The 20,685-nt window shown below is 59.8% G+C and carries 20 protein-coding genes and 1 riboswitch; of the genes, 13 read left to right on the top strand and 7 right to left on the bottom strand.

The genetic code is table 11. From position 1 onward, the window contains the following. Positions 1–46: 46 nt before the first annotated feature. Positions 47–1,981: a sigma-54-dependent Fis family transcriptional regulator gene (locus ACSBPU_RS12165; protein ID WP_442592379.1), complete on the bottom strand. Its 1,935-nt coding sequence runs from the start codon at positions 1,979–1,981 to the stop codon at positions 47–49. A 255-nt stretch (positions 1,982–2,236) separates the two neighbouring features. Between ACSBPU_RS12165 and exaC the strand changes: the two genes are divergently transcribed. Together exaC and ACSBPU_RS12155 are read left to right on the top strand one after the other, a co-directional pair. Further along, positions 2,237–3,763 carry an acetaldehyde dehydrogenase ExaC gene (exaC, locus tag ACSBPU_RS12160; RefSeq protein ID WP_442592378.1) on the top strand — a complete coding sequence of 509 codons (1,527 nt, stop codon included), beginning with the start codon at positions 2,237–2,239 and terminating at the stop codon, positions 3,761–3,763. 216 nt (positions 3,764–3,979) lie between these two features. After that, on the top strand, positions 3,980–4,762 hold the full coding sequence (locus ACSBPU_RS12155) for a LamB/YcsF family protein (protein ID WP_442592377.1): 783 nt from the start codon (positions 3,980–3,982) through the stop codon (positions 4,760–4,762). Here ACSBPU_RS12155 and ACSBPU_RS12150 read toward each other — a convergent pair. After that, positions 4,731–5,900: a benzoate/H(+) symporter BenE family transporter gene (locus tag ACSBPU_RS12150; RefSeq protein ID WP_442592376.1), complete on the bottom strand. Its 1,170-nt coding sequence runs from the start codon at positions 5,898–5,900 to the stop codon at positions 4,731–4,733. The genes ACSBPU_RS12155 and ACSBPU_RS12150 overlap by 32 nt on opposite strands. A gap of 289 nt (positions 5,901–6,189) precedes the next feature. Here ACSBPU_RS12150 and ACSBPU_RS12145 point away from each other — a divergent pair, with 289 nt between their 5' ends. Next, positions 6,190–6,381, top strand: coding sequence for a hypothetical protein (locus tag ACSBPU_RS12145; RefSeq protein WP_180068083.1), 192 nt, complete (start codon positions 6,190–6,192; stop codon positions 6,379–6,381). A 286-nt stretch (positions 6,382–6,667) separates the two neighbouring features. Here ACSBPU_RS12145 and purT read toward each other — a convergent pair whose 3' ends face one another. The 3 genes from purT to ACSBPU_RS12130 are packed head-to-tail and all read right to left on the bottom strand — an operon-like array spanning position 6,668 to position 10,701. Continuing rightward, the gene (purT, locus tag ACSBPU_RS12140; RefSeq protein ID WP_442592375.1) at positions 6,668–7,870 is read right to left on the bottom strand and encodes a formate-dependent phosphoribosylglycinamide formyltransferase; all 1,203 of its coding nucleotides are present in this window, start codon (positions 7,868–7,870) and stop codon (positions 6,668–6,670) included. 43 nt (positions 7,871–7,913) lie between these two features. After that, positions 7,914–9,056 (bottom strand): GGDEF domain-containing protein, encoded by a 1,143-nt coding sequence (locus tag ACSBPU_RS12135; RefSeq protein ID WP_442592374.1) that lies wholly within the window; start codon positions 9,054–9,056, stop codon positions 7,914–7,916. Between the two features lie 31 nt (positions 9,057–9,087). Then, complete coding sequence (locus tag ACSBPU_RS12130) at positions 9,088–10,701, bottom strand: M10 family metallopeptidase C-terminal domain-containing protein (protein WP_442592373.1); 1,614 nt, start codon at positions 10,699–10,701, stop codon at positions 9,088–9,090. Between the two features lie 154 nt (positions 10,702–10,855). Between ACSBPU_RS12130 and ACSBPU_RS12125 the strand changes: the two genes are divergently transcribed. From ACSBPU_RS12125 to ACSBPU_RS12115, 3 genes are all read left to right on the top strand, one after another. Beyond that, on the top strand, positions 10,856–12,457 hold the full coding sequence (locus tag ACSBPU_RS12125; RefSeq protein WP_442592372.1) for an AAA family ATPase: 1,602 nt from the start codon (positions 10,856–10,858) through the stop codon (positions 12,455–12,457). Positions 12,458–12,624: 167 nt separating this feature from the next. Continuing rightward, complete coding sequence (locus tag ACSBPU_RS12120) at positions 12,625–12,843, top strand: hypothetical protein (protein WP_180068088.1); 219 nt, start codon at positions 12,625–12,627, stop codon at positions 12,841–12,843. A gap of 82 nt (positions 12,844–12,925) precedes the next feature. Further along, a complete protein-coding gene (locus ACSBPU_RS12115) occupies positions 12,926–13,540 on the top strand; it encodes a DedA family protein (RefSeq protein ID WP_442592371.1) in 615 nt (204 codons plus the stop codon). A 24-nt stretch (positions 13,541–13,564) separates the two neighbouring features. Here ACSBPU_RS12115 and ACSBPU_RS12110 read toward each other — a convergent pair whose 3' ends face one another. Next, positions 13,565–14,020, bottom strand: a complete 456-nt coding sequence (locus ACSBPU_RS12110; protein WP_442598331.1) for a GNAT family N-acetyltransferase — start codon at positions 14,018–14,020, stop codon at positions 13,565–13,567. A 70-nt stretch (positions 14,021–14,090) separates the two neighbouring features. Here ACSBPU_RS12110 and ACSBPU_RS12105 point away from each other — a divergent pair, with 70 nt between their 5' ends. From ACSBPU_RS12105 to ACSBPU_RS12085, 5 genes are all read left to right on the top strand, one after another. Further along, positions 14,091–16,103 carry a BCCT family transporter gene (locus tag ACSBPU_RS12105; RefSeq protein ID WP_442592370.1) on the top strand — a complete coding sequence of 671 codons (2,013 nt, stop codon included), beginning with the start codon at positions 14,091–14,093 and terminating at the stop codon, positions 16,101–16,103. Positions 16,104–16,269: 166 nt separating this feature from the next. Continuing rightward, positions 16,270–17,166, top strand: coding sequence for a DNA/RNA non-specific endonuclease (locus ACSBPU_RS12100; RefSeq protein ID WP_442592369.1), 897 nt, complete (start codon positions 16,270–16,272; stop codon positions 17,164–17,166). 93 nt (positions 17,167–17,259) lie between these two features. Further along, on the top strand, positions 17,260–17,685 hold the full coding sequence (locus tag ACSBPU_RS12095; RefSeq protein WP_180068092.1) for a hypothetical protein: 426 nt from the start codon (positions 17,260–17,262) through the stop codon (positions 17,683–17,685). 71 nt (positions 17,686–17,756) lie between these two features. Next, positions 17,757–17,924, top strand: a riboswitch (yybP-ykoY riboswitch). Positions 17,925–17,929: 5 nt separating this feature from the next. Continuing rightward, positions 17,930–18,508 carry a manganese efflux pump MntP gene (mntP, locus tag ACSBPU_RS12090; protein ID WP_442592368.1) on the top strand — a complete coding sequence of 193 codons (579 nt, stop codon included), beginning with the start codon at positions 17,930–17,932 and terminating at the stop codon, positions 18,506–18,508. A 79-nt stretch (positions 18,509–18,587) separates the two neighbouring features. Further along, positions 18,588–19,046 carry a hypothetical protein gene (locus ACSBPU_RS12085; protein WP_442592367.1) on the top strand — a complete coding sequence of 153 codons (459 nt, stop codon included), beginning with the start codon at positions 18,588–18,590 and terminating at the stop codon, positions 19,044–19,046. A 30-nt stretch (positions 19,047–19,076) separates the two neighbouring features. Here the strand turns inward: ACSBPU_RS12085 and ACSBPU_RS12080 are convergent, their stop codons facing one another. After that, positions 19,077–19,364 carry a hypothetical protein gene (locus tag ACSBPU_RS12080; RefSeq protein WP_442592366.1) on the bottom strand — a complete coding sequence of 96 codons (288 nt, stop codon included), beginning with the start codon at positions 19,362–19,364 and terminating at the stop codon, positions 19,077–19,079. Positions 19,365–19,518: 154 nt separating this feature from the next. Between ACSBPU_RS12080 and ACSBPU_RS12075 the strand changes: the two genes are divergently transcribed. Together ACSBPU_RS12075 and ACSBPU_RS12070 are read left to right on the top strand one after the other, a co-directional pair. After that, a complete protein-coding gene (locus tag ACSBPU_RS12075; RefSeq protein ID WP_442592365.1) occupies positions 19,519–20,130 on the top strand; it encodes a LysE family translocator in 612 nt (203 codons plus the stop codon). 66 nt (positions 20,131–20,196) lie between these two features. Continuing rightward, positions 20,197–20,433, top strand: a complete 237-nt coding sequence (locus tag ACSBPU_RS12070) for a putative hemolysin (RefSeq protein ID WP_442592364.1) — start codon at positions 20,197–20,199, stop codon at positions 20,431–20,433. Positions 20,434–20,685: the final 252 nt, after the last annotated feature.

Below are 20,685 nucleotides of genomic sequence, written 5' to 3'. Positions count from 1 at the left end.
TATGAAAACCATAAGGGCCAGCCCCCCATGCGGGGTCTGGCCCTTTTCATTCCACCTTGGGAAGCCCGGCGCGCATATCTTGATGGCGGGCCAGATACCGGTGCAACGTGCTGCGGTGTATGCCGAGCACGCCGGCCGCATGGCTGATATTGTTGCCGCATTCGCCCAGCACCCGCACGATGAGCTGCGAGTTCAGTTCGCGCAGGCTGCGAGCCGGCGCTTCCGCGGCTCGCGCCGGCAGCCGTTTGGCAAGAATGGGCAGCGCTTCCGCTTTCGCAAGCGCTGCGAGGGGTGGCCGACGCAGTTCAGGAGGAAGATCGGCGGCTTGAAGCAGGCTGCCTGCCGGCTTGAGAAACAGCAGGCTGCGCAGGATGCCGCGCATTTCACGATAGTTGCCTGGCCAGGCATGGCGTGCCAGGGCGTCCAGCGCCGCGTCCGATAGCGACATGGCGCGTTCCAGGCCCCCCAGGCGTTCGAATTCCTGGAGCAGGAATTTGCGCAGATCTGGGCGTTGACGCAACGGCGAAAGGAAAACCCGGTAATCCTGCAGACGATAGAACAGGTCGGAGCGGAATGCTCCTTGTTCCAGCATGGTGGCCAGGTCCTGGTTGGTGGCGCTGAGGAGCGCAAAATCGACCGGTATCCGCTTGTTGGATCCCAGGGGCTGGACTTCTCGTTCCTGAAGGGCGCGCAGCAGCCTGGTCTGCAATACCAGCGGCATGTCGCCGATTTCATCCAGGAACAGGACCCCGCCATGGGCCTCCCTCAGCCGGCCCAGCGATCCTTCGCGGCGTGCGCCAGTGAACGCGCCGCCTTCGTAGCCGAAGAGTTCGGCTTCGATCAGGCTTTCCGGGAGAGCGCCGCAATTCACCGCGACGAAGGGCCCGGACCGGTAACCGCTGCATGCGTGAAGCTGCCGCGCGAAGACTTCTTTTCCAACGCCTGTCTCGCCCTGGAGCAGCACCGCCAGCCCCGCATCCAAGGCGTCCACGGCACGCCGCAGGCTGCCCTCGGCTTCGTATCCCAGATCGTATTGCGTGGGCTCCCGGCAAACGGGCCGGACTTGTTCCGGCTTGGCCGCCCGCGCGGCGGTCGGTGCCGCCAAGGGTCGGGCGGCAGGACTTCTACCATGCTTGAGCGTGGCCACGAGGGGCACGCCCGCATGGCTCAGGATCTGTTTCGGGCTTTCGCCGAGCCCTGACCAGCCTTCGATCCAGGCGGTGATCGAGCCGTGCAGAAGGCCCCAGTCGCTGCCCAGCAATTGAAGCGCGGCTTCGTTGGCGCCGACGATCTGCTCGTCCTGGAGCAGCAGGATTGCGCGTTCGGAGGAGTCGAGCAAGGAAGGCTGGCGCTGGAACACCAATCGATGCAGCCTGCCGTCGGCGGTGTCGAGCAGCCGGTTGCCGATCTGGCGCGCGCATATTTGGGCCAATCCGAGGGCGTAGTCCTGCAGGCTGCTTGCTTCGCTGGAGATGTCCAGCACGCCCATGATCTCGCCGCGCGGCGACAGGATGGGTGCCGCGTGGCAACTGAGTATGCGGTTGCAGCGCAGAAAGTGCTCGTTGCCGTGCACCCGCACGGCGGCTCCATCATGGAGGGCTGTGCCGATGGCGTTGGTGCCGCGGATCGATTCCGCCCAACTTACGCCGGGCCGCAGTGCAACGCGTTCGGCTTTGCGCAGGAAGTCGGTGCTGCCGGCTTCCTGGAGTATGACGCCGGTGGGATCGGCCAGCAGTACCACCCCATGTGCGCGCGTGACCATGCCTGCCAGCGTGTCGAGCTCGGGGCTGGCGGTTTCGAGTATGCGTGCATGCTGCTCGCGGCGCTCGTTCAGCTCGGGAGTCGGCATGGGATTGGGGTCGGCATGCAGAAGAGCGCCCATGGTCGAGCAACGTTCCCATGAACGCAGGACGGAGCTTGAAGGCTGGGCTGCGACAAGGCCGTGCAGGCCGCGTGTCACGGTAGGCCGGGAGAGGGTCATGCCGGTGGTCTCCGTTGCTGTGGCGTTGTGCGCCAGTGTGTCGCGAGTTTCGTCGCAACTGTCGCAAAATGCGACAGAGCATTGTTTTATAAGGAAATTATGCCACTTCGGTACAGACTTGGAAATAGCACCGCCACGCAGCTCGCCGGCTGTTGGCCTGGCCGTCGGACATGGCCATGGATAACTGGCATGCATCTTGCGTCGATTAAATCGAAGCCCGCATTGTGTGGGCGCGTTTTATCCAAGGAGACGAACGTGGACCTGACCCAATTGAAATACTTTGGAATCGACGTCGAGTATCCCTACAAGAAACATTACGAGAACTATATCGGGGGACAATGGGTGGCACCGGTGGCGGGCAATTACTTTGAGAATGTATCGCCCATTACGGGACAGACATTTTGCGAAGTCCCCAGATCCGACGCCGCCGACGTGGACCTGGCGCTGGACGCCGCGCATGCCGCCAGGCGCAAATGGGGCGAGACCTCGCCGACCGAGCGCGCCAGCATTCTGTTGCGCATCGCCGACGTGATGGAAAAGAACCTGAAAGTGCTGGCGGTCGCCGAGTCCATCGATAACGGCAAGCCGCTGCGCGAAACCATGGCCGCCGATGTGCCGCTGGCCATCGACCACTTCCGTTATTTTGCGGGCTGCATACGTGCCCAGGAAGGTGGAATATCCGAAATCGACAAAGACACGGTCGCCTACCATTTTCACGAACCCATGGGCGTTGTGGGGCAGATCATCCCGTGGAATTTTCCGCTATTGATGGCGGCATGGAAGCTCGGTCCGGCGCTTGCCGCAGGCAACTGCGTGGTGCTCAAGCCGGCGGAACAGACGCCCGCTTCCATATTGGTCCTGGTCGAACTGATCGGCGGCCTGCTGCCGCCCGGCGTTCTGAATATCGTCAACGGCTTCGGCAAGGAAGCGGGCAATGCGCTTGCAACCAGCAAGCGCATCAGCAAGATCGCCTTTACCGGCTCGACGCCGACCGGCAAGCACATATTGCATGCCGCCGCCGACAACCTGATCCCGTCCACCGTCGAACTGGGCGGCAAGAGCCCGAACATATTCTTCGCCGACGTCATGGACCAGGATGATGCGTTTTTCGACAAGGCGCTGGAAGGCCTGGCCATGTTCGCGTTGAATCAGGGAGAGGTCTGCACCTGCCCATCGCGCGTGCTGATACAGGAATCCATCTACGACCAGTTCATCGAGCGGGCCATCAAACGCGTCGAATCCATCAAGACGGGGCATCCGCTGGACAGCAAGACGATGGTGGGTGCACAGGTCTCGCAAGTCCAGATGGACAAGATCCTGTCTTATATCGATATCGGAAGGGCGGAAGGCGCGACATGCCTGACCGGCGGCGCACGCAATGCGCCGGGCGAGGGCCTGGAGCAAGGTTTCTATGTCAAGCCCACTTTGCTGTTCGGCGAAAACAGCATGCGCATCTTCCAGGAGGAAATCTTCGGGCCGGTCGCCTCGGTCATGAAATTCAAGGACGAGGACCACGCCATCGAGATCGCCAACGACACCTATTTCGGCCTGGGCGCCGGCGTGTGGACGCGAGACGGTTCGCGTGCCTACCGGGTGGGCAGGCAAGTCCAGGCAGGCCGCGTCTGGACCAACTGCTATAACCTGTATCCCGCCCACGCAGCGTTTGGCGGATACAAACAATCGGGCATAGGACGCGAAACGCACAAGGTGGCCTTGCAGGCTTATCAGCAGACCAAATGCCTGCTGGTCAGCTATAGCCCCAACGCCCTGGGCTTCTTTTGACAAGCCTGGGGTCAGACCCCGTATGGGGTCCGACCCTCGCCGCGCTTTTAATGAGCCTGGGGTCAGACCCCGTACGGGGTCCGACCCTCGCCGCGTTTTTAATGAGCCTGGGGTCAGACCCCGTATGGGGTCCGACCCCGTGTCGCCTATGTTTCAGGGACACCTGTTTTGCTTTATCATCCGTTCAAGCAGCTTACGACACGGCAGGAGCGAAACATGGCGTTGACGATCGACTTGAACTGCGACATGGGTGAAAGCTATGGCGCATGGACCATGGGGCATGACGACGACATCCTGCCCTACGTCACTTCCGCGAATATCGCCTGTGGTTATCACGCCGGCGACCCTTCCACCATGCGCCGCACCGTCGCGGCGGCGCTGAAGAACGAAGTCGCCTTGGGCGCCCACCCCAGCCTGCCCGATCTGCAGGGTTTTGGCCGGCGTGTAATGGACATCACTCCGTCGGAAGCTTATGACATCGTGGTGTATCAGGTCGGGGCGCTGGCCGCCGTGGCCGCCAGCCAAGGCGGGCGGCTCCATCATGTAAAGGCCCATGGTGCGCTGTACAACATGGCTTGCAAGAACCGTGAGCTTGCAACCGCCATTGCGCAGGCAGTGCGGGATGTGGATGGCAGCCTCGTGCTTTATGCGCTTGCCTCCAGCGTCCAGGTCGAAGCGGCACAGGAAGTGGGGCTCCAGGTAGCTCAAGAGGTGTTCGCCGACAGGACCTACCAGGACGACGGCAGCCTTACGTCGCGGAAACAGGCTGATGCCATGATCGTCGATCCGGACACCGCTTTGCGCCAAGTGGTGCGCATGGTCACCGAAGGCAAGGTGGAGTCAGTGCAGGGAATCGACATTCCCGTGCAGGCCGACACCCTGTGCATACATGGCGATCAGCCCGGCGCCTTGGTCTTTGCCCGCGCGATTTGCGCGGGATTGCAGCAGGCGGGCATAGGATTGCGGACTATCGAGCGCCTTTCCCAGCCCGCGCCATGACCGCATGGACGCACATCCCGAAAACCAGCCCCCAGAACGCGCTGCCGATGCCCATGAAGCTCATGCCTGAGGCCGTGCAGATGAAGGTCACCAGGGCCGCTTCGCGGCCCTTTTCGTCATCCAGTGCACCCGCAAGGCTGTTTCCGATTGTGCCCAGCAGGGCGAGGCCGGCGATGGCGGCAACCAGTTCGGACGGGAAGGCGGTGAAAAGTCCCACCACGGTGGCGCCAAAAATGCCGGTCATCAAATAGAAGATGCCGGCCCACACCGACGCCATATAGCGTTTCGACGGATCCGGGTCCGCATCCTTGCTCATGCAGATCGCCGCCGTGATGGCGGCAAGGTTGAACGCATAGCCGCCAAAGGGCGCCAATACTATGCCGATGACACCGGTCGACGTGATGAGCGGGGACGCGGGCGTGTCGAACCCATTGGCGCGCAATACCGCCAGGCCGGGTACATTCTGCGAGGTCATGGTGACGATGAAGAGCGGGATCCCGACACCGATGAGTGCCGATACGGAGAACTCCGGCTTCATGAACTTTGGCGCCGCCGGTTCCCAGCTGAGCAGGTCCAGATGCAGCAAACCAAGCAGCGCCGCGCAGGCGACCCCCACCGCCAGCGCGATGGGAATGGTATAGCGCGGCATCCAGAGGCGTCCCAACAAGTAGGCAATGAACATCAGCCCGACCATCAGCCATTGCGTCTGCATGGCAACGAAGAGATCCATGCCGAACCGTATCAATATGCCCGCGAGCATGGCTGCCGCGATATGCCTGGGCACATAATCCATCATCTTCTGAAACCAGCCGGTTATGCCGCTTGCCGTGATGAGCAGGGAAGAAAACAGGAAAACGCCGATCGCCTGGGCCATCGTAAGGTCGGCCAGGCCTGTTGCCAGGAGCGCCGCGCCCGGCGTGGACCAGGCCGTGAGAACCGGGCTACGGTAGCGAAGCGAAAGCCCGATGCAGCTGACGCCCATCCCGATGCCCAGCGCCCACATCCACGAGTTCAGTTCGGCGGGGGTGGCATGTGCCGCGGTGGCGGCCTGAAAAATAATGGCGACGGAGCTCGTATAGCCGACGAGGACGGCAATGAAGCCGGCTGAAATATGCGAAATTCTGAACCAGTTGCCCACGTTGTCTTCATACCCTTCCAAGCAGGCTGTCGCGCTGCGATGGCCGATATCCTAGCACCGGTGGACTTTGCGCGAAACCCAGGGCCGGTGCCGCCTGCCTTCTAGCGTTAACAGGCCCTGGACCGGCCAGATGTCCGAAGCCGTTCGCAGGGATACATCGCCGAGCTTGCACTGCTAGTATAGAAGCAGGCCTGTCTCACGTGCTGGCCATGCCTGAAAGCGGGACAACACGAACTAACGGATGGCATATATGGGCGGGCATACCATCATAACCGGCTGCGGGGTGTATGTGACGCGTAGCGGGAGGCTCGCGTTCATCAGCGATCTGGACAGCAATGCTGATGATGGCGAGCAACGCTACTTCGGCTATGTCCTGCATCAAGATCGGCACGCGGTGGTGCAGCAGTGGTACGCGTGGTCGGCGGACGGGCATTGCCAATCGTTGATCGATGATCGTATCGATATCATTGAAAGAGTGTAGGCCTTCACAGGTTACCCACAGATTCTGTGCATAACTCTAGGGAAAACCCGTGGGCACTTTGCAAAAAACCCGTGACGACAAGGGTTTGTAGTTCCGTGGCCGGCGATCGCTCATCTGGGGCATGCAGGGGTCAGACCCCAAAGCAATTCACATGGGGTCAGACCCCGTACGGGGTCTGACCCCTTAAAGCAGGGCATACGGGGCCTGACTCCTAAAGCAGTTCACATGGGGTCAGACCCCGTACGGGGTCTGACCCCCTCAAAGCAGTTTGATCCCTCACTCCATATCAGGGCAGGCGCGGCTTCACTTGGTGGGCGGCTTCGCGCGCGTGATCGCGAGCGGTGTCGAGATCATTGTCGTACGCCAGCGCGACGCCCATGCGGCGCTTGACGTGGCTTTCGGGCTTGCCGAAAAGCCGCAGCTCGGTGTTAGGTACACGCAGTGCTTCGGCCACGCCTTCATAAACGATGTCTTGCGCATCCACGCCGCCGTAGATGACGGCGCTCGCGCCCGGGGTTCTCAGGGCGGTGTTGACCGGCAAGCCCAGGATGGCGCGTGCATGCAGCTCGAACTGGCTCTGCCATTGGCTGATCATCGTGACCATGCCCGTGTCGTGCGGGCGAGGACTGACTTCGCTGAACCATACCTCATCGCCCTTGATGAACAACTCGACGCCAAACACGCCTTGACCGCCCAGATCGTCGGTAATCGCCTTGGCCACTTGCTGAGCTTTCTGCAGCGCGGCAGGGTGCATGGCCTGCGGCTGCCAGCTTTCGACATAGTCGCCGTCGACCTGCTTGTGTCCGATGGGTTCGCAGAACTGCGTTTCGATGCTGCCGTCGGCGGCGCGCGACCTGACCGTGAGCAAAGTGATTTCATAGTCGAAATCGACAAACCCTTCAACGATGACGCGGCCATGGCTGACACGGCCGCCCGTCATGGCGTAATCCCACGCTCGCTGGATGTCTTCAGGACCGTCGATCCGGCTTTGACCCTTGCCCGAACTGCTCATGACCGGCTTGACTACGCAGGGATAGCCTATGCGTTGTTCGATGGCGGCCTGAAGTTCCTGCAGCGTGTCGCAGAACTGATAGGGGCTCGTCGGCAGTTGCAGGGTCTCGGCGGCGAGGCGGCGAATGCCTTCGCGGTCCATCGTCAAGCGGGCTGCGCGGGCGGTGGGAATGACCCGCGCGGCGCCGGCGGCTTCGAGCGATTCGAGCGTCTGGGTGGCGATCGCTTCGATCTCTGGAACGACCAGGTCGGGCTTCTCGCGCAGAATGAGTGCCTGCAGCTGTTCGGGATCGCTCATGGTGATGCGGTGGGCGTGGTGGGCGACTTGCTGGCCCGGCGAGTGATCATAGCGGTCGACGGCGATGGTCTCGACGCCGAGCCTTTGCAGCGCAATGATCACTTCCTTGCCGAGCTCTCCCGATCCCAGCAGCATGACACGTGTGGCGGAAGGGGACAATGGCGTTCCAAAGGTATTCATAATGGGGGCTCCGGGTGGATCCTAAAATATTGATTGATTGAAGTCAGGATGAAGAGGCGTCGCCGTATATGCGATTTCGCCCATCGGCCTTGGCGGAATAGAGCAGGGCATCGACTTTGCGGTATGCCTGATCGACGGGATGATTTGCGTCGAATTGCGAGACACCGAAGCTGGCGGTACAGGACAGCCCTTCCGCGATGGAAGGCAGATCCATCTGTTCGATGCTCCTGCGCAATCGCTCTGCCACGACCAGCGCGGTGCGGCCATCCGTCTGGGGCAGGAAAATAAGAAACTCCTCGCCGCCATAGCGGGCGGCCACGTCATCCGGGCGCAAGCCGTGCGAGAGCAGGCGCGCCAGCTGCACCAGCACCTTGTCTCCGACGGCATGGCCGTACCGGTCGTTCACTTTCTTGAAATGGTCGATGTCCATGATGATGAGGGCGTAATAAGTGCTGCCGGCCAGGGCCGCCCGCACCAGTGTACGGAATCCCGCGCGGTTGTTGATGCCCGTGAGCGGATCCAGATAACTGGCCTGGCGAATGATGTGCAGCGCACGGCTGGCGCTCGCCATCAGGAACACCACGGCTAAACAGATGCCGAAGCCGTAGAAGGTGATTTGGGTGACGACCCAGTACAGCGTGGTGTCATAACCGTAGCGCTGCGAACCGGCCTCTATGGTCGACAGGGCGCGGAGGATGAAGCTCAACGCAAAACCCATTACCAGCCAGTAGAGGAGCCGCTCGGAACCCAGGCCCTTGCGGAAATGGCGTACGCGCCAGCCAGCGACGACCAGCAAGGCTGCGCATGCGAACTGGAGCGCATAGACGCGCGTGGCGTTGTCCGGCTCCAGAAAGGTGTAGTAGGCGCGAATCGCCAGGGTCAACGCAAACAGTGCTGAAAACGCAAGCCACGGTGCCCGCTTGCCGCCCAGCGTGACGAGTCCATGGCAAAGCGCAACCGCCGCGGAAAGATAGACGACGCCGGACAGCATGATGTTCAGCGGCAGGTGCGCGGGCACCAAGGTGATCTGCATCACCATGCCCAGGCCGTAGAACAAAAAAGCCGCCGATACCGACATGAAATGCCGCAGGTTGGTGTCGAACCGCCATACCAGCGCCAGCAATGCCGCGATGAGTATCGATACGCCCGGTTGCGCCAGCGCCAGCCAGGTTCCGAAGTTCTCCATGCGCGGTCGACTGTCCAGAAGGCCCGAAGGCTTATGCCGTGCCGGCGTAATAGGCCACGCCTTCGTAGGCATAGCTGCCCGCCAGAGCGAGCTGCACATGCTCGGCTTCGGCCGCGTCGGCGGTGTAGAAGTGGGACCCTTTCTGCGCATTATAGAAGCGATGCACCTCGACTGAATCCTGTGTTTTGACGGCCGAGGCCCAATAGGCAATGCCCTCATACACGAAAGACGGGAAAGACGTCTGCACGAACGCGGCTTCATGCTCGTCGGCCGTGTAAAAGTGCGACTGAGTGGCTGTGTTGAAGAAGCGATGAACGTCCACCGTGGTTGAGTCTTTCTTCAGGACGCGGTTGAACAACACCCCCTCGTATATGAACTCCGGCGTATCGAGATAAAGGGCCCGTGCCTCTTGCGCATTGGCGGTATGGAAGTGCGAACCATTGGCGGGATTGTAGAAACGCATCACGGTGGGTGTCAGGCTGGCGACAGGCGCGGACACGTCATTGAAGATGGCGTTTTCAATGCTGAAGAGCCTGTCCGTTCCGAATGCGCCCGTGCTGTCCGCAATGGTGTGGCTGTCGTCGGGCAGATGGTATGCCAGTCGGAAGTCGGCGGCCGAGCCCATGTACTGCACGCTATCGTCGCCGTCTTCGCCGTGAAGCATGTCGTTGCCCGCACTGCCCACAAAGATGTCGTCTCCGGCGCCTCCGCGCAGCACATTGTGGGCGTGGTTGCCGATGAGTTTGTCGTTTCCAGCGCCGGTCGTGAGGTTTTCGATGATGGTATTGCGGGCGATGGACAGATTGTTCGTCATGCCGTTGGCAGACGAAAAAGAACCTGGCGCAAGGTTTATATGGCTGTCCGTGCTCCACCCGCTGAGGTCCAGCGTATCTATGCCGCCGGCGTCGTACAGTGCGAGGATAGGTGTTTTGTTTATGCTGAAATCATAGAGTTGTGCAGTGACGCCTTCCGCCGTAGAGCCGAAGCCATACACGGTATGGTCGGCGCGGGCATTGGAGACGCCGTATATTGCCTGGATGGCGAGAATGTCATTGAGCATGGGCGTCTGGGGGCTGATGACCTTGCCGCTGGTATCCTTCCAGTTGCCCCAGGCGACCTGTCCTTCGCCCTCGCCAACCTCGGGGCCGAAATACGACATGATCGAATAAACGACGCTGTCCTGATAGGAAGAGGGCTGCCAGTTGCCTTTGCCGCCGTAGTCGCCCATATGGTTCAAGCCCAATGCGTGCCCGATTTCGTGCACATAGGTGCTGAAGCCGTAATTGCCGACGGCAGGGTTCAGCAAGGATGCTTCTTTTCCGTTGAACCAGATGGAACCGACCGGAGGATAGTATGCATGGGCGAACTCGATGTCGGTCGTCGTCAGGCCGAATCGCAGATTCGCGGCAGTAGCCGGTGTCTGCTGCACCGGAATGGCGATGAGATCGGCCCACGCCGCCATCCCCAGCACCGCCATCGCCTGCTGCGCGTCATCCAATGGAACGAAGCTCGTTGCTTCGCCTTGCAGGGTAACGGTTTCCCGGGCTGTGGCCGGGAAGCCGAATCTCAGAACGGGCAAGGTCCAAACGGTTTCGTTGATGAGTTGATTCAGAACCTGCTGGTCTGTCCAGACGGCTGCGGTCATGGAAGTTTTCCTTATTTTGCCATGGCATTGGATGCGAGCGCCCACGCCGTCTTCAAGTCTTCGGCATTGCAAGCGCAGAAGTTCAGATCATACTGATTTTGTGGCTGCCTACGTGAAACATCAAGCATCGAAGCGCCGGCTGAAGAAGGATGCTATGTTGCTCATTGCCGAAGTTTCCCGGCTTCCTTTTTCTCAAAGGGCTGTTTTGATACCGAACGCGCAAGCACACATCGACCACGAACGGCTGCTGGCCGGCCTGATCCGGCGGCTGGGGAAGCGCCATGAGGATTCGCCCGTTCTTTTGCATACGCATGCTTCGTCGATCATTCTGGCGGGAGATCACGCCTATAAGCTCAAGCGGCCCGTGCAGCTGCCTTTCCTGGACTTCTCCACCTTGGCTTCCAGGCGGCATTTCCTGGCATTGGAGCTTCAGTTGAATCGCCGTACCGCCGAGGCGCTGTATCTGGACGTGCTGCCCATCACGGGTTCTCCGGACGACCCGGAGATCAATGGGGCCGGCGAGCCCATTGATTGGGCGCTGCGCATGCGTCGCTTCGATCCCGAAGGCGGATTCGATGTCCTGGCGCGCCAAGGGCGGCTTACCCGACGGCATATGGAACAGCTGGCTGCCCATGTCGCCGACTTTCACTTGCGGCTGCCCCCGATTCCCGCTGCGGAGGTGCCCGCCAAGAATGCTTGGCATTGGGCCAATGAAAGCCTGAATGAAATCGCCGCCGGCGCGAACACGCCGACACTGGAGACGAATGTCGGAGTCGAGGCGCTGCGGTCGGTGCTGGAGAAAGCCTTCGGTGGGCTGGAGCACCTGCGGGAACGGCGGATTGCACAAGCGTGGGTGCGCGAAGCCCATGGCGATCTGCACTTGGGCAACATCGTGGAATGGGAAGGGCGCGTGATTGCCTTCGATGCGCTGGAGTTCGATCCGGCCTTGCGCCGCATCGATGTGATCAACGATGTTTCCTTCACGTTCATGGACCTGTGCGCCAGTGCCTGCGAGCCTCTGGCGTGGCGCCTCATGAACGACTACATCGAACGGACCGGCGATTACGAGGGCTTATGCCTGTTGTACGCTTATGCGGCCTCCAAGGCACTGGTGCGGGCGAAATTGAGCCTGCTGGGGCGGTGCAACCATGCCGCGTTCTTCAAATACTGGAATCTGGCCTGGTCTTTTGCCAGGCCATCCAGGCGCGCACGGCTGATTTTGACAATGGGAATGAGTGGATCCGGCAAGTCGACAGTGGCGGGCATGCTGGCGGAGCGCCTGGGCGGCATCCGCATACGGTCGGACGTGGAGCGCAAGCGTCTTGCCGGCCTGGCCGCCCTGGACCGTCCACGGGACCCGGCGGCGCTATACAACATACAGGCCAATGAGCGAACCTATGCCCGATTGGCTGAGCTTGCCGGCGTGCTGCTTCAGGCGAATTTCCCGGTCATCCTTGACGCTGCCTTTCTGCGCCATCATGAGCGCGAAAGCATGCGTTTCATGGCCGAAGGCCTGGGCATTCCTTTTGCTGTGGTGGAGTGCCGGGCGCCCGTGCCGGTGATGCTGGAGCGGATTTTGCGGCGCGCCGAAGCACGGGCCGATCCCTCCGATGCAACGTCGCGGGTGCTCGAACTGCAAACGGCTTATATGGAACCATTGCCTAATGCATGGCGTGTTTTTCATCATGTCGTGAGAACGGACGTCTCGCTGGAGCGATTACAGGAGGAAATGGAGCGGTGTGTAGTTTTTGACTGACAGATTTGTCATGAATTGTCATGAAGCTTCACAATCGCACAGAATTCGTGGACTTTCTGTAAGCTGCAGCGCCACAATGGATTGTTGCGTTTTGAAACCTGGGGCCAGTGCCGCCTACCTTTTAGCGTTAACAGGCCCTAGCAGTCATTTTAATTGGAGGCGTTACCGTGGCGGCTCTAATAACCGAAGTGAGCGTTTACACGACCCAATCCGGCCGGGTGGCTTTTCTGCATACGCGCGGCGAAGTCGATCACAAGACGGTTTTCTACGGATACATACTGATGTTGTGCGAAGGCAAAACCATCAGGCGCGAACTGGCATGGCACGAATGCGGTACCTGCATAAACAGCAAAGACGAAGGCGACCGCATCGTATGGAAGGCATGATGGTGGCCCGCCTCAGGCGGAAGGAGGCGTGCTCGCTCACAGTTTGCTAGCATACCTCCCTTTACCTTTGAGATAGAGCGACATGGCAAGCTGGATTGAAAACGTCATCGATACGCTGGGTGTTTGGGGCATAGCGCTCCTGATGTTCCTGGAAAATGTTTTTCCCCCCATACCATCCGAACTCATCATGACGCTTTCGGGTTTTGCCGCCTCGCGCGGCGAAACCAGCATTGTCCTGGTCATCATCGCGGGCACGCTGGGGTCATTGGCGGGAGCGCTTTTCTGGTACGGCATAGGTCGAATGTTCGATCAGGAGAGGGTCAAGCGTTTGGCCGACCGGCACGGCCGCTGGGTTACGCTCACACGAACGGATCTGGAGCGCACCGACCGATGGTTCGATGATCACGGGCATTGGGCGGTGCTGTTCGGCCGGCTGATACCGACAATCCGGACATTGATCTCCATACCTGCCGGATTTTCCGAAATGCCGCTTTCCCGCTTCCTGATTTTCACGTCCATCGGCACGACGATATGGACGGCTTTCCTGGCGCTTTTCGGCTATTGGCTGGGCAACGATTACCAGGTGCTGGAAGAGTGGCTCGATCCGGTGTCGCTGGGTGTCGTGGTTCTGGTGGTGGTCATCTATGTATGGCGATTCATAACATTTCCGAAGACCCACCGCGACCAGAAGAAATGAAGCGAGCGCTGCGCCGCTTCGGACTCATAGTGCCAGCTTGAAGCCCTCGTGGGTTGCTCTGAACCCCAGTCCTTCATAGAAGCGCAGGGCGTCGGAACGTTGCTTGTCGCTGGTAAGCTGGACCATTCCGCAACCGGCGTTCCGGGCCAGCTCGATGGCGTGCTCGAACAGCTTTCCACCGATGTTCCGGCCTCGGTGCCGGCCATCGACCCTAACGCTTTCGATCTGGGCGCGCAGCATCCCTCCCCGAGAAAGCCCGGGAATGAGCGTCAGTTGCAATACGCCAACGACTTGTCCGTCGAGCATGGCCACAATAATGGAATTTCCTGCTTGAGCGTTCACGGCATCCAGGGCGGACGCATACGCGGGCAGGAATCGTGGGCCGTCGCGGGTAGCGCCGATATCGTCATCCGCAAGCAAAGCTGCGATGGCCGGCAGGTCGTCGTGATTGGCATTGCGAAATGAGAGCGGTGGAGTCATCATGCGGATATCGGCGTCAGAGTAGAAGCCGCTACGTCCGAGCGGCGCGAATTCAAGCGTACCAGAATTCATGAAAAGAACCCTGCATCCTCCTGTCTTCATGGCGTCGGCCGCCTTCACCTTGATCACAGTGATTTTTGCCGTGGCAGCGCCGTCCTCCGCCCAAGCCACATTCAGCGCTATTCAGGAATGGATACTGCGCAACGCCAGTTGGGTCTATATTCTGACCGTAGCGATCATTCTGCTTTCCGTCGTGTTCCTGGCGGTGAGCCGCTATGGCGACATCAAGCTGGGGCCAGACCACAGCCAACCCGACTACCGCGATGTCACGTGGTTCGCGATGCTGTTCTCCGCGGGAATGGGAATAGGCTTGATGTTTTTCGGTGTTGCCGAACCCGTCATGCACTACGTTGCGCCGCCGGTGGGGGACCCTGCCACCGTCGATGCGGCGCGCGAAGCGATGAAGATCACCTTCTTCCACTGGGGCCTGCATGCATGGTCGATCTATGCCATGGTCGGGCTCGTGCTGGCTTTTTTCAGCTATCGGCACGGCCTGCCGCTGACGCTGCGTTCGTCCCTGTATCCGCTGATCGGCGACCGGATCTACGGCCCCATCGGGTATGCGGTCGACATTTTCGCCATCATCGGCACGATTTTCGGTATTGCAACCTCGCTCGGCCTCGGCGTGGCGCAAATCAACAGCGGACTCAATCACTTGTTCGGTATTCCGGTCAGCGCCACCGTACAGATCATGCTCATCGTCATTGCGTCGCTGCTTGCCACGCTCTCGGTAGCCAGCGGACTGGACCGGGGCATACGCATCCTGTCGGAAATCAATCTCGCCCTGGCCCTGGGGCTGCTGTTGTTCGTTTTCGTGGCAGGGCCTACCGTATTCCTGCTCCAGACTTTTGTACAGAATACCGGTGCGTATCTGTCGGACATCGTGTACAAGACCTTCAATCTCTATGCCTACGAGCCGAACGAATGGATAGGTGGCTGGACACTTTTCTATTGGGGGTGGTGGATCGCCTGGTCGCCTTTCGTGGGCTTGTTCATCGCCCGGATTTCGCGCGGGCGCAGTATTCGTGAATTCGTATGCGGTGTGCTGCTCGTTCCGGCGGGCTTCACATTGATGTGGATGACGGTATTTGGCGATACGGCCATCCATTTCATCCTGGTCGAAGGGCTCCAGGATCTTGCACGCGCGGTGGCAAAGGACAGCTCGCTTGCTCTTTTCGTGTTCCTGGAGCAATTGCCGCTGTCCACCATTACTTCCATTATCGCCATCGTGATGGTGATCGTCTTTTTCGTCACATCGGCCGACTCGGGAGCGTTGGTCGTAGACCTGCTGGCTTCCAACGGCGCGGAAAACTCTCCAGTCTGGCAGCGTGTCTTCTGGTCCTTGCTGATAGGTGTCGTGGCCATTGCCTTGCTGCTGGCGGACGGCCTGGAGGCATTGCAGACCGCGACCATTGCCAGTGCTCTGCCATTCTCGATCATTTTGCTGCTCGCACTGTGGGGCGTATTCAAGGCGCTCAAGCTTGACGCGACCAAAAGACGCATACGGTATCAGACGATCACCCGCAGCGCCCCGCCCAGCAACCGCGAATCATGGCGGAGAAGGCTGCGCAATATCGTCATGATGCCCAAGCGGGATAATGTCCTGCGCTTCATGAATGACATCGTGCTGCCCGCGATGCATGCCGTCGCAAGCGAACTGCGCCAGCAAGGCTACGACGCGGATGTCCTGGAGAAAGGCGAGAACGACGAAATCAGCCTGGAAGTGCATCATCATGGTGAATACATGGACTTCGCCTACGCCGTTTGGCCATTGGAGCAGGTGCGGCCGGTCCTGACATCGGACGAGCTCGACAACGAAGACGAGCGGCGATACTTCCGTGCCGAAGTGTTTTTGCGCGAGGGCGGACAAGACTACGACATCATGGGATGGAGCGAAGAGGCAGTGATCGGCGACATCCTGGACCAATACGAGCGTCATCGCCAGTACCTGCACATGGTCCATGGCATTGCGGTGCCCGGCGCAGAGGCCAGGCCGGCGCCCAGGTCTCGCGATTCGGACTGAAACCGCCCGGCGCACCGGCTTATCCCCACAAGTTGTGCATAAGTCTAGGGATAACCCGTGGTTACTTCACGAAACTGTAATAAACACGCGGGATTGAGGTTCCGTGGTCAAGGAGTTGTCACGCGGGGAAGCCCGGCGCATTACGCGCTCGCTACAATTACACCGCATGACAAAAAAGTCCAGACCCAGAAAGCGCAGCTCCCGCCCCAAGCGAAAGCCCCGAGACTCGATCCAACGATTTTTACGGGCGTTCGTCGTCTCTGCCACTACAGCATTCAGCATTGCCAGTTGCGCCCTGAATCCCCAACTGCGTGATGAGATCCACCTCGAACCCATACTTTCGCAGCTTGGTTTTCCAGACCAGGCGCAGATGGCGCCGCTTGCCGTTGCTTCCGGCCCACGGGTTCAAACGCGCTTTGCGCAATGCCCGCAGTTTTTCCCCGGCGGGCATCCCCCCGTCGTGCCTTCCTCGCAGATGCTGCGTGAGCTTTGCTTCAGTGCTTTCGCCGTACTGCATGATGGAAAGGCGAAGGCGCCGGTATTCGTTGCGCAACGCCTGAACCGGAAGATGCTCCTCCAGGCGCGAAGCGTGGCACGAGCAGACAAGTTCTATCCGGAAGCGCGTCTCCCTGCCGCCGAACGTGCCGAGCTGGACGATTACCGGGGCTCGGGCTATTCGCGCGGCCACATGGCGCCGGCGGCCGACATGCATACACCGGAAGCCATGGCGCAAAGTTTCAGCCTGGCCAACATGGTTCCGCAAGATCAGCGTCACAACGGCGGTGCCTGGAGCAAGGTCGAAGACGATACACGCAAGTACGTAATGCGTGCCGCCGGCGATGTCTTCGTTTTTACCGGCACGGTGTACGACAGTCGGTCCATGACGATCGGCGCCGGGCGGGTCGCCGTTCCCAGTCATCTATTTAAGGTTGTCTACGATGCGACCACCGGCAAGGCGTGGGCGCATTGGCAGGCCAACAGTCCGCAGAGTCGGGTGGGGCCGCCGATGAGCTACGAGGAGTTCGAAATGCGAACCGGCCTGAGCTTTTTGCCGCTGCGCTGAACGAAGAAGGCCTTCCTACTCGACTGGAAGGAATGTCGTGGCACACGCATTGCTGAACTTCGCATGCCATTTCGGCCATATCGGAGGTAAGTTATGAAAAAGTCTCTTGCAGCAGTGTTATGTTCGACAGCCTTGATCGCCGCGCCGGCAGTCTTCGCGCAGGCCAGCGGAAGCGGGGGCGGCCCCAACGGAACCAACCCTGGCTCGTCGACATCCAATCCACCGCTTACGCCTTCGCAGACGGAAACCAGCAAGGGTGCTGTCACCACACCGCCGCCCCTGGACCGAAGCGGCGCCGCCGAGCACATAAGCGACAAGCAAGGAAGCGCGGGTGGAAGCAATGCCAATGACGGATCATCTGGCCTGGGCACCAGCGGGCAAGATGGCGGCAGTACCGGCGGAACAGGAGGAACCGGTGGAACCGGCGGTAACGGAAGTGCCGGCGGTGTCGGTGACTCGAGCGGCCTGGGCGGGTCGGACGGCGGTGGCTCGGGCGCGACCGGCTCCGGCTCCCGCTAGGCTTCGGGAATCCCCTTTCCAGCATCGGGGTGCAGTCGCATGAATCTCATTGAGAGGGTAGAATGCGCATTCCTCTTGGGGAGTAGCCTGCTTCCGGCGTCTGCCGGAAGGCCAGCGTCAACATTCTTGGTCGTTCGACCATGGCGCTGGCGGCCGAAAGGCATGGCGAGACCAAGGGTCGTTTTCGCGACAGGCCGGGCGCGAGGCGATCCTTCGTGTCTGCCCGGCTGGAGCGATTTCCCACATGACCTGGTTCTCTACCCTCGTCATTGCCTTTGCGATGTCCACCGATGCATTTGCCGCAGCCGTAAGCAAAGGCGCGAGCCTGAAGCGGCCGAAGTTCTCGGAAGCCTTGCGTACCGGCGCGATTTTTGGTTGTATCGAGGCAGTAACGCCTCTTGTCGGTTGGGCACTGGGCTCGGTCGCGGCGCCTTATGTCGAGGCCTGGGATCATTGGATCGCATTCACGCTGTTATGCGTGCTGGGCCTGCACATGATGTACAACGGCTGTAAGACCGGGGACCCGGAAGACGCGGTCTCCAAGGACAGGCATTCGTTTTGGATACTCGCGGCGACGGGCTTCGCCACCAGTATCGACGCCATGGCCGTCGGCGTGACTCTGGCCTTCATCGACAACAATATATTGATCACAGCCCTTGCGATCGGCATGGCGACCTTGCTGATGGTAACGTTGGGCGTCATGGTGGGAAGGATGCTCGGCGCCATAGCGGGCAAGCGATCCGAAATCTTGGGCGGCATCGCCCTCATCGGGATCGGCTCGCTGATTCTGTACGAACATCTTTTTTCCGCCGGTGCATCCTGAAGGCAATCCAAGGACGCCGTTCAATTTGGCGGTGGCATAATGTGCCGTTTCATCACCCAGGTTTCGGGCCGGAGGCCTCATGATCCGTATCGAGGATGTTTTCCATTTGAAGCGCAATGCGGCTACGACGCAGAGCAAGATGCAGGGATTTGCCGAGAAAATGGCCGAATGCTGCGGAATGCCGCTTTTTTCAGATGCTGGCGTGACGGTAGAAAATTCCGATGGCAAAGACATTCTTTTGACGATATCGACGCCAACATCCCTAGGCAGGCTGCGGAGCGCATGGGCGGGTAGCCCGAAGGACTTGATCGGCGTTCTTGCGGTCGAAAGAGTGCAATTGGACAAATACGACAGAGAGCGCTGGGACACCGTTCTCTCGATATGCTTTCACCAAAGCGGCCTGATGACGTTCCATTCTTCACTAGACGGATTGGTGGAACCTCAAATCGACGGTGGTCCGGAGACGGACCAGGACCCGCACTGGGTGGCGCTTACGCTCACGGTGTATTACTTGTCACGCTTCAACGATATCCGGTAAACGATCGATGCCACGGACATGCGCATGCGCTTACTCCAACCGGACCTCAAACCAAGCTTCGGTCTCTCCCAGGTCACGGAACCCATCGTTCCTTGCCCGCATCGAAGCCGAGATCCAGCGCTTGGCCAAAGCAATGTCGTCCGCCGACATTTCGGACTCCGCCGTCTCTTCCGCAGTCTGCCAGGCTCGATAGACCTGCACGATGGCTTCGGGGCCGCCTAGGGCTCGTTCTAGCGTACGGCGGAATCGTTGCTCGGCGTCTTGCCTGGCGCGTTCGGAGACGTCGGCGGGCAGGTCTTGAAGGGTGATGGTATACATGGATGCTCCAAAAAAAACTGTGTATTTATACAGTTTTTTTAGGGAAAATGGAATAGAAATAGGGGATATGATGTCGCGATCGGCGGTGGCGAAGTCGCCAAACCGCAGTTGATGGCACTTCACGCTTGGCAGCCTCAGCCGATTTGGAGTCCTAATGCAGTTTGAAACCTGGCTTTTGTTTTTTCTCACGTCCATCGGCCTGTCTCTTACACCTGGTCCAAACGGTCTGCTGGCGTTAACCCACGGTGCGCTGCATGGCAGTAGGAGTACGCTGTTCACCATAGCGGGTGGCGTTATCGGCTTCGTGGTGATCATCGCCTTGTGCATGTTCGGCATCGGCGCCTTGGTCAAGTCGTCTATCGTGTGGCTCACCGTCTTGAAATGGGTGGGCGGCATCTACCTGATATGGCTTGGCATAAGGCTGTGGCGCTCCCCGCCCATAAACGTTGCCGTTGGGCATGCGCCAGGTCTTGTCAATGTCTGGGGGCTGTTTCGTCAAGGCTTGCTTTCGGCTGTCACCAATCCGAAGGGATTGCTTTTCTTCAGCGCACTGCTGCCTCAATTCCTGGATCCGCATCGCAGCGTGGCGGTCCAGTTTGCCGTCGTGGCCACTACATACGCGGTGACCGAATTCGTAATCGAATATCTGTTTGCAAACGCTGCCAGTCATGTTCGCCCATGGCTGGCTCGCGCAGGTCGTCGATTCAACCGGACGTGTGGCGGAGCATTCATTGCCGTTGGCGCCGTCTTGCCAATTCGTTCCTGAGTTCTGCCCGGGTGATCCCTTAGCAGGGCCGGAAGTACAATTCCTCCAAACTGAAAAGGAATAGCCATGTACAAGTTTGGGAGTGTTCTGGTTGCCGTGTCGATGATTGGCTGCACTGTGTCCGGGCCCGATCCAATGCGAGCCGTCGGCATGCCGAACCCCGCTTCCGTGTACTGCATTGAGCGCGGAGGAACGCTCGATATCAAGCAGCGCCCCGAAGGAGATGTGACCATGTGCGTGTTGTCCGATGGAACCCGAATCGAGGAGTGGGAGCTATATCGGAAAAACCACCCTCGGCATTAGGCGGCTTCGGTGGACCCGCGTCGCCGGGCCTCTTTGCCGGTGATCCATCGCCTAGTCCCGGTGCCGTATCCACCATAGCACTATGCCCAGCGTCGCTCCGGCGGCATAAAACAGATAGGGGACAAAATCAAGTGACATAATGTGACAATCATGCGGCAACCCCTACGCAATGGCAAGTGCTGCCATGTAAAGAATGGAAAAGTCCAATGCTCTATTCGCACGTCCCTTGAAAATCAGGGTTGCCTTGCGTAA

This window comes from Parapusillimonas sp. JC17 (assembly GCF_052180245.1).
Taxonomy (GTDB): Bacteria; Pseudomonadota; Gammaproteobacteria; order Burkholderiales; family Burkholderiaceae_B; genus Parapusillimonas.
This window is presented reverse-complemented; position numbering and strand designations above follow the sequence as displayed.

Coding starts and splice junctions, on each gene's coding strand:
- purT (WP_442592375.1), bottom strand. CDS start 7,870: ATGAATACCTTTGGAACGCCATTGTCCCCTTCCGCCACACGTGTCATG.
- ACSBPU_RS12085 (WP_442592367.1), top strand. CDS start 18,588: ATGATCCGTATCGAGGATGTTTTCCATTTGAAGCGCAATGCGGCTACG.
- mntP (WP_442592368.1), top strand. CDS start 17,930: ATGACCTGGTTCTCTACCCTCGTCATTGCCTTTGCGATGTCCACCGAT.
- ACSBPU_RS12115 (WP_442592371.1), top strand. CDS start 12,926: ATGGCAAGCTGGATTGAAAACGTCATCGATACGCTGGGTGTTTGGGGC.
- ACSBPU_RS12135 (WP_442592374.1), bottom strand. CDS start 9,056: ATGGAGAACTTCGGAACCTGGCTGGCGCTGGCGCAACCGGGCGTATCG.
- ACSBPU_RS12070 (WP_442592364.1), top strand. CDS start 20,197: ATGTACAAGTTTGGGAGTGTTCTGGTTGCCGTGTCGATGATTGGCTGC.
- ACSBPU_RS12095 (WP_180068092.1), top strand. CDS start 17,260: ATGAAAAAGTCTCTTGCAGCAGTGTTATGTTCGACAGCCTTGATCGCC.
- ACSBPU_RS12080 (WP_442592366.1), bottom strand. CDS start 19,364: ATGTATACCATCACCCTTCAAGACCTGCCCGCCGACGTCTCCGAACGC.
- ACSBPU_RS12105 (WP_442592370.1), top strand. CDS start 14,091: ATGAAAAGAACCCTGCATCCTCCTGTCTTCATGGCGTCGGCCGCCTTC.
- ACSBPU_RS12165 (WP_442592379.1), bottom strand. CDS start 1,981: ATGACCCTCTCCCGGCCTACCGTGACACGCGGCCTGCACGGCCTTGTC.
- ACSBPU_RS12130 (WP_442592373.1), bottom strand. CDS start 10,701: ATGACCGCAGCCGTCTGGACAGACCAGCAGGTTCTGAATCAACTCATC.
- ACSBPU_RS12155 (WP_442592377.1), top strand. CDS start 3,980: ATGGCGTTGACGATCGACTTGAACTGCGACATGGGTGAAAGCTATGGC.
- ACSBPU_RS12125 (WP_442592372.1), top strand. CDS start 10,856: ATGTTGCTCATTGCCGAAGTTTCCCGGCTTCCTTTTTCTCAAAGGGCT.
- ACSBPU_RS12110 (WP_442598331.1), bottom strand. CDS start 14,020: ATGACTCCACCGCTCTCATTTCGCAATGCCAATCACGACGACCTGCCG.
- ACSBPU_RS12075 (WP_442592365.1), top strand. CDS start 19,519: ATGCAGTTTGAAACCTGGCTTTTGTTTTTTCTCACGTCCATCGGCCTG.
- ACSBPU_RS12100 (WP_442592369.1), top strand. CDS start 16,270: ATGACAAAAAAGTCCAGACCCAGAAAGCGCAGCTCCCGCCCCAAGCGA.